The sequence below is a fragment of the Paracoccus sp. MA genome (genome assembly GCF_020990385.1).
GTDB lineage: Bacteria > Pseudomonadota > Alphaproteobacteria > Rhodobacterales > Rhodobacteraceae > Paracoccus.
In genome coordinates this window covers 1,286,628-1,299,423 of the sequence record NZ_CP087598.1, presented here as the reverse complement: position 1 = coordinate 1,299,423, position 12,796 = coordinate 1,286,628, and the positions used below count along the sequence as shown (strand labels likewise).

General features: G+C 69.9%; 15 protein-coding genes. 8 read left to right on the top strand and 7 right to left on the bottom strand.

Annotation, left to right across the window (positions count from 1 at the left end; all coding sequences use genetic code 11):
• Positions 1–53: 53 nt before the first annotated feature.
• Genes LOS78_RS13555 through LOS78_RS13540 form a run of 4 tightly spaced genes read left to right on the top strand, consistent with a single transcriptional unit; the run spans position 54 to position 3,633 of the window.
• On the top strand, positions 54–1,061 hold the full coding sequence (locus LOS78_RS13555; RefSeq protein WP_028713773.1) for an ABC transporter permease subunit: 1,008 nt from the start codon (positions 54–56) through the stop codon (positions 1,059–1,061).
• Positions 1,058–1,960 carry an ABC transporter permease subunit gene (locus tag LOS78_RS13550; RefSeq protein ID WP_230377093.1) on the top strand — a complete coding sequence of 301 codons (903 nt, stop codon included), beginning with the start codon at positions 1,058–1,060 and terminating at the stop codon, positions 1,958–1,960. Before LOS78_RS13555 ends, LOS78_RS13550 begins: the two co-directional genes overlap by 4 nt.
• A gap of 3 nt (positions 1,961–1,963) precedes the next feature.
• On the top strand, positions 1,964–2,800 hold the full coding sequence (locus LOS78_RS13545; protein WP_230377092.1) for an ABC transporter ATP-binding protein: 837 nt from the start codon (positions 1,964–1,966) through the stop codon (positions 2,798–2,800).
• Positions 2,797–3,633 carry an ATP-binding cassette domain-containing protein gene (locus tag LOS78_RS13540; RefSeq protein WP_230377091.1) on the top strand — a complete coding sequence of 279 codons (837 nt, stop codon included), beginning with the start codon at positions 2,797–2,799 and terminating at the stop codon, positions 3,631–3,633. The genes LOS78_RS13545 and LOS78_RS13540 overlap by 4 nt, the downstream gene beginning before the upstream one ends.
• Positions 3,634–3,726: 93 nt before the next feature.
• Here LOS78_RS13540 and LOS78_RS13535 read toward each other — a convergent pair whose 3' ends face one another.
• Positions 3,727–4,767, bottom strand: a complete 1,041-nt coding sequence (locus tag LOS78_RS13535; RefSeq protein WP_230377090.1) for a lysine-2,3-aminomutase-like protein — start codon at positions 4,765–4,767, stop codon at positions 3,727–3,729.
• A gap of 192 nt (positions 4,768–4,959) precedes the next feature.
• Between LOS78_RS13535 and LOS78_RS22105 the strand changes: the two genes are divergently transcribed.
• Positions 4,960–5,094 (top strand): hypothetical protein, encoded by a 135-nt coding sequence (locus LOS78_RS22105; RefSeq protein WP_371824711.1) that lies wholly within the window; start codon positions 4,960–4,962, stop codon positions 5,092–5,094.
• 27 nt (positions 5,095–5,121) lie between these two features.
• On the opposite strand, the gene LOS78_RS13525 is transcribed toward LOS78_RS22105, so the two are convergent.
• From LOS78_RS13525 to LOS78_RS13510, 4 genes are all read right to left on the bottom strand, one after another.
• Complete coding sequence (locus tag LOS78_RS13525) at positions 5,122–5,586, bottom strand: SRPBCC family protein (RefSeq protein WP_230377089.1); 465 nt, start codon at positions 5,584–5,586, stop codon at positions 5,122–5,124.
• A gap of 82 nt (positions 5,587–5,668) precedes the next feature.
• Entirely contained in the window at positions 5,669–6,922 is a 1,254-nt protein-coding gene (locus tag LOS78_RS13520; protein WP_230377088.1) for an RNA polymerase sigma factor, read from the bottom strand.
• Positions 6,919–7,281: a YciI family protein gene (locus tag LOS78_RS13515; protein WP_230377087.1), complete on the bottom strand. Its 363-nt coding sequence runs from the start codon at positions 7,279–7,281 to the stop codon at positions 6,919–6,921. The genes LOS78_RS13520 and LOS78_RS13515 overlap by 4 nt, the downstream gene beginning before the upstream one ends.
• Positions 7,282–7,424: 143 nt before the next feature.
• Complete coding sequence (locus LOS78_RS13510; protein ID WP_230377086.1) at positions 7,425–8,141, bottom strand: calcium-binding protein; 717 nt, start codon at positions 8,139–8,141, stop codon at positions 7,425–7,427.
• A 242-nt stretch (positions 8,142–8,383) separates the two neighbouring features.
• Between LOS78_RS13510 and LOS78_RS13505 the strand changes: the two genes are divergently transcribed.
• From LOS78_RS13505 to LOS78_RS13495, 3 genes are read left to right on the top strand one after another with little or no spacing between them, the layout of a single operon-like run.
• Positions 8,384–8,716 (top strand): PepSY domain-containing protein, encoded by a 333-nt coding sequence (locus tag LOS78_RS13505; protein WP_230377084.1) that lies wholly within the window; start codon positions 8,384–8,386, stop codon positions 8,714–8,716.
• Positions 8,716–9,399 carry a response regulator transcription factor gene (locus LOS78_RS13500; RefSeq protein ID WP_230377083.1) on the top strand — a complete coding sequence of 228 codons (684 nt, stop codon included), beginning with the start codon at positions 8,716–8,718 and terminating at the stop codon, positions 9,397–9,399. Before LOS78_RS13505 ends, LOS78_RS13500 begins: the two co-directional genes overlap by 1 nt.
• Positions 9,396–10,784, top strand: a complete 1,389-nt coding sequence (locus tag LOS78_RS13495; RefSeq protein ID WP_230377082.1) for a HAMP domain-containing sensor histidine kinase — start codon at positions 9,396–9,398, stop codon at positions 10,782–10,784. Before LOS78_RS13500 ends, LOS78_RS13495 begins: the two co-directional genes overlap by 4 nt.
• A gap of 42 nt (positions 10,785–10,826) precedes the next feature.
• Here the strand turns inward: LOS78_RS13495 and panC are convergent, their stop codons facing one another.
• Together panC and panB are read right to left on the bottom strand one after the other, a co-directional pair.
• Positions 10,827–11,675: a pantoate--beta-alanine ligase gene (gene panC / locus LOS78_RS13490; RefSeq protein WP_230377080.1), complete on the bottom strand. Its 849-nt coding sequence runs from the start codon at positions 11,673–11,675 to the stop codon at positions 10,827–10,829.
• A complete protein-coding gene (gene panB / locus LOS78_RS13485) occupies positions 11,672–12,502 on the bottom strand; it encodes a 3-methyl-2-oxobutanoate hydroxymethyltransferase (protein WP_230377078.1) in 831 nt (276 codons plus the stop codon). Before panB ends, panC begins: the two co-directional genes overlap by 4 nt.
• Between the last annotated feature and the right edge of the window lie 294 nt (positions 12,503–12,796).

Here is a 12,796-nt window from a genome sequence, read left to right as displayed (position 1 = left end):
CTATCGCGGCCGTGCAGGGAATTTTCTCTGCACGGCCCTTAGGTTAGGGTTCGATGCTCAGATTCATCCTCAAGAAACTGCTTTACCTGGTCCCGACGATGATCGGGATCACGCTGGTGGCCTTCGGCTTCATTCGCCTGCTGCCGGGCGACCCGGTGCTGCTGATGGCCGGCGAGCGCGGCGTCTCGCCCGAGCGTTATGCCCAGATTGCGGCGCAGCTTGGCTATGACAAGCCGGTCTGGCAGCAATATCTGCACTATCTCGGCAATCTGCTTCAGGGCGACCTGGGCAATTCGCTGGTGACCAAGAAGCCGGTGCTGACCGAGTTCCTGGCGCTGTTCCCGGCCACGGTCGAGCTTGGCCTGGTGGCCATCGTCCTGGCCACGGTGATCGGCGTGCCGGTGGGCGTGATAGCGGCGATCAAGCGCGGCAGCTGGTTCGACCAGTTCTCGATGACCGCGGCGCTGGTCGGGTTCTCGATGCCGATCTTCTGGTGGGGGCTTCTGCTCATCATCCTGTTTTCCGGCGTGCTGGGCTGGACGCCGGTCTCGGGCCGCATCTCGCTGATGTATTTCTTTCCGCCGGTGACCGGCTTCATGCTGATCGACAGCCTGATCTCGGGGCAGAAGGGCGCCTTCGCCTCAGCGTTCAGCCACCTGATCCTGCCCTCGATCGTGCTGGCGACCATTCCGCTGGCGGTGATCGCCCGCCAGACCCGCTCGGCCATGCTTGAGGTGATGGGCGAGGATTACGTGCGCACCGCCCGCGCCAAGGGCCTGTCGCCGCGCCGGGTGATCGGCGTGCATGCGCTGCGCAACGCCATGATCCCGGTCATCACCACCATCGGCTTGCAGATCGGCGTGCTGATGGCCGGCGCCATCCTGACCGAGACGATCTTTTCCTGGCCCGGCATCGGCAAGTGGATGATCGATTCGATCTCGCGCCGCGACTATCCGGTGGTGCAGTCGGGCCTGCTGCTGATCGCCGCCATCGTGATGATCGTGAACCTGATCGTCGACCTGACCTATGGTCTCATCAACCCGAGGATCCGGCACAAATGACCGATACCACCGTCAAGATCTCGGACGCGGCCATCCGCCGCCGGATGCTGCGCGAGTTCTGGTTCTACTTCAGCCAGAACCGCGGCGCGGTGATCGGCCTCGTCGTCTTCGTCCTGCTGGTGCTGACCGCCGTATTCGCCCCGCTGATCGCGCCGCATGACCCCACCCAGCAATACCGCAGCGCGCTGCTGGTGCCGCCGATCTGGCAAGAGGGCGGCCGGGCCGGCTTCCTGCTCGGCACCGATGCCGTGGGCCGGGACATCCTGTCGCGGCTGATCTACGGCGCGCAATATTCGCTGTTCATCGGCATCGTCGTCGTCGCCATCGCGCTGACCGGCGGCATCATCATCGGGCTTGTCGCCGGCTTCTTCGGCGGCTGGGTGGACACCGTCATCATGCGGGTCATGGACGTGGTGCTGGCCTTCCCCTCGCTGCTGCTGGCGCTGGTGCTGGTCGCGGTGCTGGGGCCGGGGCTGACCAATGCGATGATCGCCATCGCCATCGTCTACCAGCCGCATTTCGCCCGCCTGACCCGCGCCGCGGTGATGGGGGAAAAGGCGCGCGAATACGTCACCGCCGCCAAGGTGGCCGGGGCGTCGAACCTGCGGCTGATGTTCAGGACCATCCTGCCCAACTGCCTGGCGCCCCTGATCGTGCAGGCGACGCTGAGCTTCTCCTCGGCGGTGCTCGACTCCGCCGCGCTGGGTTTCCTCGGCATGGGCGCGCAGCCGCCGGCCTCGGAATGGGGCACCATGCTGGCCGAGGCGCGCGAGTTCATCCTGCGCGCCTGGTGGGTGGTGACCTTCCCCGGCCTCGCCATCCTGGTCTCGGTGCTGGCGATCAACCTGATGGGCGACGGGCTTCGCGACGCGCTCGACCCGAAACTGAAGCGGAGCTGAGCCATGGCCTTGCTGAATATCCGCAACCTGACCGTGCGCTTCGCCACCTCGACCGGCAGCTTCACCGCCGTGGACGGCATCGACGTGCGCGTCGACAAGGGCGAGGTGCTGGCCATCGTGGGCGAGTCGGGCTCGGGCAAGTCGGTCTCGATGCTGGCGGCGATGGGGCTCTTGCCCGACACCGCCACCGTCACCGCCGATGAGATGAGCTTCGACGGCAAGGACCTGCTGCGCATGACGCCGCGCCAGCGCCGCCGCGTCATCGGGCGCGAGATCACCATGATCTTCCAGGAACCCATCGCCTCGCTGAACCCCAGCTTCACCACCGGCTACCAGATCGAGGAGGTGCTGCGCTTCAATGCCGGCCTCTCGAAGCGGGCCGCGCGAGCAAGGGCGCTGGAGCTCTACCGCCAGGTCGGCATCCCCGACCCCGAGGAGAAGCTGAAATCCTACCCGCACCAGATGTCGGGCGGGCAATGCCAGCGGGTGATGATCGCCATGGCCATCGCCACCAACCCGCGCCTGCTGATCGCGGACGAGCCGACGACGGCGCTGGACGTGACCATCCAGAAGCAGATCCTCGACCTGCTGATGAAGCTACAGGAACAGACCGGCATGGCGCTGATCCTGATCACCCACGACATGGGCGTGGTGGCCGAGACCGCCGACCGCGTGCAGGTGCAATACAAGGGCCAGAAGATGGAAGAGGCCGACGTGCTGTCGCTGTTCGAGGCGCCGAAACACCCCTATACCCGTGCGCTGCTCTCGGCCCTGCCGGAGAACGCCACCGGCGACCGCCTGCCCACCGTGGGCTCGTTCCTCGAGGAGGCCGCGAAATGAGCGTGGTGCAGGGCAAGAACATCATCCGCGACTATCACGTCCCCGGCTCGCTGACCCGTCGGGCGCGCGAGGTGCGCGCGGTCAAGGGCATCAGCTTCTCGGTCGATCGCGGCAAGACCCTGGCCATCGTCGGCGAATCCGGCTCGGGCAAGTCGACGCTGGCGCGCATCGTCGCGCTGATCGACCCCGCGACCGAGGGCGAGCTCAAGATCGAGGGCAAGCCGGTCGACATCACCAAGGGCCTGACGCGCGAGATGCGCTCCAAGGTGCAGATGGTGTTCCAGAACCCCTATGGCTCGCTGAACCCGCGCCAGAAGATCGGCGACGTGCTGATGGAGCCCTTGCTTCTCAACACCGACACTCCCGCCGCCGAGCGCCGCCGCCGGGCCGAGGAAATGCTGGTCAAGGTCGGCCTCCCCCCCGAGGTGTTCAACCGCTACCCGCACATGTTCTCGGGCGGCCAGCGCCAGCGCATCGCCATCGCCCGGGCCTTGATGCTGAACCCGACGCTGCTGGTGCTGGACGAGCCGGTCTCGGCGCTGGACCTGTCGGTGCAGGCGCAGGTCCTGAACCTGCTCGCCGACCTGCAGGAGGAGTTCAACCTGGCCTATGTCTTCATCAGCCACGACCTGTCGGTGGTGCGCTATATCGCCGATGACGTGCTGGTGATGAACAAGGGCGAGGCGGTGGAACAGGGCAGCCGCGAGGCGGTCTTCGCCGACCCCCGCCATCCCTATACGCGCGAGCTTTTCGCTGCGACCCCGGTCACGGATGTCGAGGCGATCCGCGAGCGCGTGGCCCGCCGCAAGGCGCTGCGCGCCGCAACCGCCTGACGAACCGCCCCAGGGCGCGCAAACGGCCCCGGGGTGGCCTTCTTTCTTGTCCAAATATCCTCGGGGGGTCCGGGGGGCGAAGCGCCCCCGGCCTCAGCCGTCCGGATCGCGATATTCGTGCCTTTGCCCGCGCCAGTCCCGGATCAGGTAACGGCCGGGCCCGGCCTCCTCGACATAGCCCGGTCCCAGCGGCACCTTGCCATGCCCGCCCGGCAGGTCCAGCACATAGGTCGGCAGGCAGGTCCCCGACAGACGGCCGCGCAGGCCCGCCATGATCGCCTGCCCCTCGGCGATCGAGATGCGGAAATGGCCGGTGCCGCGCGCCAGGTCGCAGTGATGCAGGTAATAGGGCTTGACCCGGTTGCGGATCAGCGTCCGGAACAGATCGGCCAGCACCGCCGCATCGGCGTTCACCCCCTTCAGCAGGACGGTCTGCGACAGCAGCGGCAGGCCCGCATCGGCCAGCCGGGCCAGCGCGGCCAGCGCCTCTGCCGTCAGCTCCTGCGGGTGGTTGGTGTGGACCACCACCCAGACCGCCAGCCGCCCGGGGCGCAGCGCCGTCAGCATCGCCGCGTCGATGCGGCCCGGGGCCACCACCGGCACGCGGGTGTGGAAGCGGACGATATCGACATGCGGGATCGCTTCCAGCCGCGCCATCAGCGCCGCGATGCGCCGCGCCGACAGCACCATCGGATCGCCGCCGGTCAGGATCACCTCGTGGATCGCCGGGCTGCGGGCGATATAGTCCAGCGCCGCCGCCAGCTCCGGCTCGGGCAGGGTGCCGTCCTCGCCCACGACCTCGCGGCGAAAGCAGAAGCGGCAATAGACCTCGCATGTTTTGGTGACATGCAGGATCACCCGGTCGGGATAACGATGCGTCAGGCCGGGCGTCGGGCTGTGCGCCTCGTCCCCGATCGGATCGGCCAGTTCCTCGGGGCGGATCTGCAGCTCGCGCGCATCGGGCACGAATTGCGCGGCGATGCCGTCGCCGGGCGTGCGCATGGCCTCGCGCATGGCAGGCGAGATGCGGATGCGGAACTCGGCCGCCACCGCGTCCAGCGCCTCGGTCCGGGCGGAATCGGCCAGCCCGGCCTCGACCAGGGCAGGGACGGTGGTGATGGGGCGCTGCGGCAAGACGGCCTCTCGCGGTGGACGGGAAGGGCGGTTTATCGCCCCCCTGGCCGATCTTGGCAAGAGCGGGCCTTGCCGCATGGTTCGGGGCAGCGCCAGGCTGCCTGGCCGAACCGAACCCGCGTCCCGAGGGCTTCGGCTTCTACTATCTCGACCACCTGACCCACAATGGTGCCGCGCAGGGTCAGGGTGTCATTGTCCTCGACAAAGCTGCGCGCGGCGCCGTTCCAGCTCAGCTCCAGCAGTCTGCCCCTGCTGGCCTTCTCCAGCCCCGCGATCGCCTGGGACCCGAACTGGCGGCGCAGCTGGAAACCGCGCTGCGCCACCTGATGCGCCCCGAGCAGGGGGAAGGCTAGCTCACAGCGATTTCGCCAGCGCCTCCAGCTGGTCGGCGGCCATGTTCCAGCCGTCGTGAAAGCCCATCTGCTCGTGCTGCTTCAGGGTCTCCTCGTTCCAATGCATGGCGCGGGCCAGATAGCGCGTCCGCTCCCCCTGCGGTTCGAACTCGACATGCGAGACCATGAAGGCCCGCTCGGTCGGCACCCAGCCCGGCCGGAAGGCATCGGTCGAGACCAGCCGGCGCTGCGGCTCGATCTCCAGGAAGACGCCGATATTCTCGAACCGCTCGCCCTCGGGCCCGTTCATGACAGAGAAGAATTCGCCGCCCGGACGCAGGTCCATGCGCGCCTCGGACACATACCAGGGTTTCGGGCAGAACCATTGTTTCAGCAGCTCCGGCTCGGTCCAGCAGCGCCAGAGTCCGGCGACCGGCGCGTCCAGCACGCGGTCCAGCGTCAGCACATGGGCAGGTGGGGTGGTCATGGCATTTCTCCTTGTGGGCTTGATGGTCTGCTTCAAGGACGCGGGCCGGGCGGCGATCCCGACAGGGGCCGCGAAAAAATTTTCAACCCGGTTCCGGGCCGGCCCGCAGGCCGTCGAGCTGGCGGCGGATATGCGCCGCCTCGGCTGCCGTTCCCGCCAGCGCGATGGCCCGGGAAAACGCCTCGCGCGCCGCGTCGTTCCGGCCCAGCTGGCGCAGCAGGGCGCCGCGCAGCCCGTGCAGGTAGAAATAGCCGTCCAGCCGCTCGCGCAGCGGCTCGACCATCTCCAGCGCCGCCTCGGCGCCTTGCAGCTTCATCACCGCCACGGCGCGGTTCAGCGTCACCACCGGCGAGGGGGCGTGCCGCTCCAGCGCGGCATAGAGCCGGTCGATGCCGGCCCAGTCGGTCTCCTCCGGCCGGGCGGCGCGGGCATGCAGCGCCGCGATGGCCGCCTGGATCTGATAGGGGCCGGGCCGGCGGTGCAGCATCGCCTTGTCCAGCATGGCCAGCGCCTCGGCGATCATGGCGCGGTTCCAGCGGCCGCGGTCCTGATCCTCCAGCAGCACCGGCCCGCCCTCGGCATCGAAACGCGCCGCCTGCCGCGAATGCTGGATGAGCATCAGCGCCAGCAGGCCCATCATCTCGGGCTCGGCGGGGAAAAGGCGCAGCAGCAGCCGCGCCAGCCGGATCGCCTCGTCGCACAGCGCCGCGCGCTCGCTGGCGGGGTTCGCGTCGGTATAGCCCTCGTTGAAGACCAGATAGATCATCGCCGCGACGGCGGCGAAACGCTGGGCCCGTTCGACGGGGCCGGGGGTGTCGAAGGGGATCTCGGCCCGTGCGATGCGGGCCTTGGCGCGGGTGATGCGCTGCTCCATGGCGCGCGGCGCGACCAGGAAGGCGCGGGCGATGCGCTCGACCGGCAGGCCCGAGACGATGCGCAGCGCCAGCGCGATCTGCTGCGTCGCCGGAAGCTCGGGGTGGCAGCAGATGAACAGCAGCCGCAGGATGTCGTCGCGGTAATCCGCCGCGTCCAGCCGCTCGGCCAGATCGGGGCCGTCGGGCTGGTCGGGAACCGCGTCGCCGGGCGGCAGCTCGGTCTGGCGGGTCCGGCGACGAAGCTGGTCCAGCGCCGCGTTGCGCCCGACCATGACCAGCCAGGCCTCGGCATTGCGCGGCGGGCCGTTCCGCGGCCAATGCCGCAGGGCGCGCAGGCAGGCTTCCTGATAGGCCTCCTCGGCCAGGTCGAGATCGCGGAAATAGCGCAGCAGCGCGGCCATGGCGCGCGGGCGGGCCCCGACCAGCCGCGTCTCGATCCAGTCGGGATCGGCTTCGATCATCGGGGCGCCTCCGTGCCGGGGGAATAAAGCATGACCGGCCGGATCTCGTAGGCACCGCCGGGATTGGCCTCGCCCAGGTCGCGGGCGATCTGCAGCGCCATGTCCAGCCCCTCGACCTCGACGAGGTAGAAGCCCAGAAGCTGCTCCTTGGTCTCGGCATAGGGGCCGTCCAGCACCACCTGCTCGTCCTTGCGGAAGGTGGTGGCGGCGCTGGTCGGCATCAGCCGGGCGACGGGACCGAAATGCGCGGCCCATTTGCGGTGCACGCCGTCCAGCCGCGCCATCACGGCCGCCTCTTCCTCGCTTGTCCAGGCCGAGGTCATCGCCTCGTCGTTATAGCAGAGCAGGGTATAGAGCATCGGGTTTTCCTTGCGCCAAGGACGGACCGGGGTCCGCCGTCCCGACACTGGCCGGAAAATTTTCCGGGGCCTAGCCCGCAGGCGACGAAAACGCCGCCGCGGGCGGGCCGCGGCGGCGTCATGCCGGCATCCGGCGGGCCGGATCAGAAGACGAAGTCGTTCATGTCGAGCTGCGACAGCTGCATGTCGCGGATGGTCACCGAACTGTCGGCCGACAGCCGCAGCACGATGTCGTCGCCGACCTGCCGGGCAGTGTCGATCACCGCCTGAACCTGCGCCCGGCTGAAATCGTCGAAGTCGAGCCGGTCCACGCCGTTCTGGAAATCGGTGACGATGTCGCGGCCGTCGCCGCGCTCGAACTCGAAGACATCGGCGCCGGCGCCGCCGGTCAGGATGTCGTTGCCGCGGCCGCCCTCCAGCCGGTCGCGGCCCGCGCCTCCGTGCAGCCGGTCGTTGCCGGCATCGCCGTCCAGCTCGTCATTGCCGATGCCGCCGAACAGCAGGTCATTGCCGCCGCCGCCCTCGAGCTCGTCATGGCCGGCCCCGCCGTAAAGCGTATCGGCCCCGGCGTCGCCTTCCAGCTCGTCATTGCCGTTGCCGCCATGCAGGATATCGTTGCCGGCGCCGCCTTCCAGCTCGTCCGCGCCCTCGCCACCATGAAGAAGGTCGTCGCCGTTGCCGCCGCGCAGGGCGTCGCGGCCGGCCCCGCCATAGAGCGAATCGCGGCCGTCGCCGCCGTCAAGCCGGTCGTCGCCGGCAAGGCCGAACAGCCGGTCATTGCCGCCCAGGCCCGACAGCCAGTCGCCGAATGCCGTGCCATTCAACGTATCCGCGAAATTCGTTCCGATCTTGCGCACCATGTCCTGATCCTTTCCTGTGCTGAGGCGGCGGGTCGCCCCTGCCGCAAAGTCATGGCGGGAATGCCACGGACCGGCTGACAGCGCTCTGACCCCGGCTGTCAGCGGGCTGTCAGAATGCCCCGGCCTGGGCGGAAAGCCGCCCATAGCGGGCTGTTGCCGTTTCGGCACGCCGGGGTCACGGCGCGGGCCGGCGCCGCGCTTTGTCAGCCGGCTGTCAGGCCGCCGCCGCTATGACCGGCGGCATGAGACCGCTTGTCCTTCTGTCCCTGGCCCTGACGCTCTGCCCGCCGCCGGTCACGGGGCAGGGCCTGTCGGGGCCGGATTTCGAATTAGCCCGCGACGCCGTGGAGCGCGGCGAGATCCTGCCCCTTGCCGAGGTGCTGGCGCGGCTGCAAGACTCGCATCCGGGCCGGGTGGTCGAGGTGGAGTTCGAGGATGAGGACGGCATCCTCGCCTATGAGATCGGGCTGGTCACCGCCGACGGCCGGCTGATCGAGGTCGAGCTGGACGCCCGCACCGGGCGGATCCTGGCGCTGGACGAAGACGATGCGGATGATGCGGATGAAGATGACTGATGCGCGCCCTGATCGTCGAGGATGAGCCCCGGATCGCCGCCGACCTGGAGCGGGCGCTGAAGGCGGCAGGCTTTCTGGTCGAGCGCGCCGCCGATGGCGAGACCGCCTGGTTCCGCGGCGGCACCGAGAGCTACGACCTGATCGTGCTGGACCTGAACCTGCCGCGGCTGGACGGGCTGACGGTGCTGAAACGCTGGCGGGCCGAGGGCTGCGAAAGCCCGGTGCTGATCCTGACCGCGCGCGGCGCCTGGACCGAGCGGGTCGAGGGCATCGATGCCGGCGCCGACGACTACCTGCCCAAGCCCTTCCGCATGGAGGAGCTGATCGCCCGCGCCCGGGCGCTGGTGCGCCGCGCCGGCGGGCGGGGCAACGCCACCCAGCAGGTCGGGCGGCTGACGGTGGACCTGAACCGCATGACCGCCGCCATCGACGGCATCCCGGTCCCGGTGACGCCGCTGGAATTCCGCCTCGTCTCCTATCTGGCGCTGAACCGCGATCGCAGCGTGCCGCCGACCGAGTTGCTGGAACATCTCTATGGCGACGACGATTCGCGCGAGACCAATGCCGTCGAGGCGGTCGTCACCCGGCTGCGCCGCAAGCTGGGGCCGGGGGTGATCGGCACCCGGCGCGGCTTCGGCTATCACCTCGACGGCGGCCCGGCGCCGTCGCAGGGCAAGGCATGATGCGTTCGATCCGCTGGCGGCTGGTGCTGGCCGGAGGGCTGGCGATCGCGCTGGCGCTGGCGCTGTCGGGCATGGGGCTTGCCGTGCTGTTCGAGCGTCATGTCGAGCGCGTCGCCGTCGCCGACCTGCAGGCGCGGGCCCTGGCGCTGGCCGCCATGGTGCAGCCCGGGGGCGAGGCCGGCGCCAGCCTGCGCGCGCCGCCGGACGACCCGCTCTATGACCAGCCCTTCTCGGGCCATTACTGGCAGGTCATGCTGGGCGCCGAGCTGCGCCGCTCGCGCTCGCTATGGGACTATACCCTGCCGACCGGCGAGCCCGCGCCGGCGCCGGGCGAAACCGCGGTGCGAACGCTGGCCGGCCCCCAGGGCGAGCCGCTGCTGGCGGTCGAGCAAAGCCTGACGGTCGGCCGCGGCGACCCGCCGCTGCCCTTGCGCATCATCGTCGCCTCGGACCGCGACGAGCTGGCGCTGGCCCGGCGCGGCTTTCTGGACGACCTGCTGCCCTATCTGGCGCTGCTCGGCGCGGCGCTGCTGCTGGCCAGCTGGCTGCAGATCACCGTCGGGCTGCGGCCGCTGGGGCAGGTCGGGGCGCGGGTGACGGCGCTGGCCTCGGGCGCGCGCGCGCGCATCGGGCTGGACCTGCCGACCGAGGTGATCCCGCTGGCGACCCAGATCGACCGGCTCCTGGACGCGCGCGACGAAGAGCTGGCCCGGGCCCGCCACCGCGCCGCCGACCTGGCGCATGGCTTCAAGACCCCACTGCAGGCGCTGCTGGGCGATGCGGCCCGGCTGCGCGCCGACGGCGAGGCCGAGATCGCCGCCAGCATCGAAACCGTCGCCACCCAGATGCGCCGCCATGTCGACCGCGAGCTGGCGCGGGCGCGCATCCAGTCCTCCCGCAGCGGCCAGTCCGCCGATCCGGGGGCGCTTCTGGCCAAGCTGATCGGCGTGCTGCGCCGTACGCCGCGCGGTGCGGAGATCGACTGGCGGCTGTCCGCGCCGCCCGGCCCCCTGGCCCGGATCGATCCCGACGACCTGACCGAGGCGCTCGGCGCGCTGCTGGAAAACGCCATGCGCCATGCCCGGGCGCGGGTCACGGCCTCGGTCCGCGTCGCGGGCGCGCGGCTGGTCATCGCCATCCGCGACGACGGGCCGGGCGTGCCCGAACCCGCGCTGGCCCGGCTGACCAGGCGCGGGCTGAGCCTCGATCCCGACGGCGAGGGGCAGGGCATCGGCCTGGCCGTGGTCTCGGACATCGCCGATGCCGCGCAGGGCGCGCTGCGGCTGGAAAACGCCCATCCCGGCCTGCGGGCCGAGCTGCATCTCGACGCTCTGCCGCCCGCCGCCCGGGACTTGGCGCTTTCACCGTTTTCCAAATACTCATGAGGCAACCGCGCATCCCGCGCCGCCTCGCGGGAAAGGGGCCGTTCAGCGCAGCGTCACCGCGACGTTGTCGATCAGCCGCACGCCCTCCAGCCAGGCCGCGACCAGCAGCCGCGCCGGCCGGCCCGGGCGCGGCTCGCCCAGCGACTCGCCGTCGCGCAGCTCAAGATATTCGACCGGCCCCAGCCCCGCCGCCTCCAGCCCGGCCCGGGCAGCCGCCAGCGTGGCCTCCACCGGCGCGCCGGCCTCGATGCGCCGCGCCGCCTCGAACAGCGCCTGCGGCAGGGCCGAGGCCAGCGCGCGGCCCTCGGCCGTCAGGCGCTGGTTGCGCGAGGACAGGGCCAGCCCGTCCTCGGCCCGCACGCAGGGGCAGGGGACGACCTCGACCGGCAGTTTCAGGTCCTGCACCAGCCGCCGCACCAGCTGCAGCTGCTGCCAGTCCTTTTCGCCGAAGAAGGCGCGGTCGGCCTGGGTCATGTTGAACAGCAGCGTCACCACCGTCGCCACGCCGTCGAAATGCCCCGGCCGATGCGCGCCCTCCAGCGGGTCGGACACGCCCGAGACCGAGATCACCGTGGCATGGCCGGGCGGATAGACCTCGTCGCCCTCGGGCACGAAAAGCGCGTCCACGCCCAGCGGGCCGAGCAGCGCGGCATCGGCATGTTCGGTGCGCGGATAACGGGCGAAATCCTCGGCATTGTTGAACTGCCGCGGGTTGACGAACAGGGTGACGATCACCCGGTCGCAGCTGGCGCGCGCCGCGCGGACCAGGCTCAGATGCCCCTCGTGCAGCGCGCCCATGGTCGGCACCACGCCGATGGTTTCGCCGCGGGACTTCCAGCCGCGCACCAGCTCACGCAGCTCGGCCAGCGGCCGGACGATGGGCGCGCTCATGCAGGCTTGCCCTCGGCGAAGGCGTGCTCGGGGCCGGGAAAGCGGCGGGCCCGCACCTCGGCGGCATAGCCGGCGATGGCGGCATCGGCATCCTGGCCCAGCTCGGCGTAGCGCTTGACGAATTTGGGCCGGAAATCCGAGAACAGCCCCAGCATGTCGTCGACCACCAGAACCTGGCCATCGCAATCGACCCCGGCGCCGATGCCGATGCTGGGCACCGGGATCTCCTGGGTGATGCGCCGCCCCAGCGCCTCGGGCAGCTTTTCCAGCACCACGGCGAAGGCGCCGGCATCGGCCAGCGCCGCGGCATCGAGGGCGATGCGATCGGCCTCGTGATGCCCGCGGCCCTGCACCTTGTAGCCGCCCAGCGTGTTGATCGATTGCGGCGTCAGCCCGACATGGCCCATCACCGGGATGCCGCGCGCCACCAGGAAGGCCACGGTGTCGGCCATGTGCCGCCCGCCTTCCAGCTTGACCGCCTGGCAGCCGGTCTCGGCCATCAGCCGCGCGGCGTTGCGGAAAGCCTGCTCGCGCCCCTCCTCATAGCTGCCGAAGGGCATGTCCACCACCATGCAGGCGCGCGCGCAGCCCCGCGCCACCGCCTTGCCGTGCAGGATCATCATCTCCATGGTGACGCCAAGGGTCGAGGGCAGGCCGTGCAGGACCATGCCCAGGCTGTCGCCCACCAGCGCGAGGTCGCAATGCGCATCCACCAGCCGGGCCATGGGGGTGGTATAGGCCGTCAGGCAGACCACGGGCTCGCCGCCCTTGCGGGCACGGATGTCATCGGGGCTCAGACGGCCCTTGCGATCGGGGGTCGCGCTCATCACTCTCTCCGTTATCCAGGGCCTCGGCGGCCGCTGCCCGAATATTTGATTCCTTCCGCCATGTCTCGCAATAAAATGATGCAGATGCAGCATTCCTGCGCACGAAAAGAAGCCCCGCCCATTCGCGTCCCTTGCAGCCGGGCCGGTTTCCGTCGTCGCTTCATGGATCACCGGCTGCAGGTGGGGGAGACAAAGGCAATCGCGACAGGTGATGCCTCCAGCTCTGCTGTCAGGGAGAATCTGCCGCGCTGAATTACAATATTTGAAGGAATTTCCATCGGTTGGACAAGATTC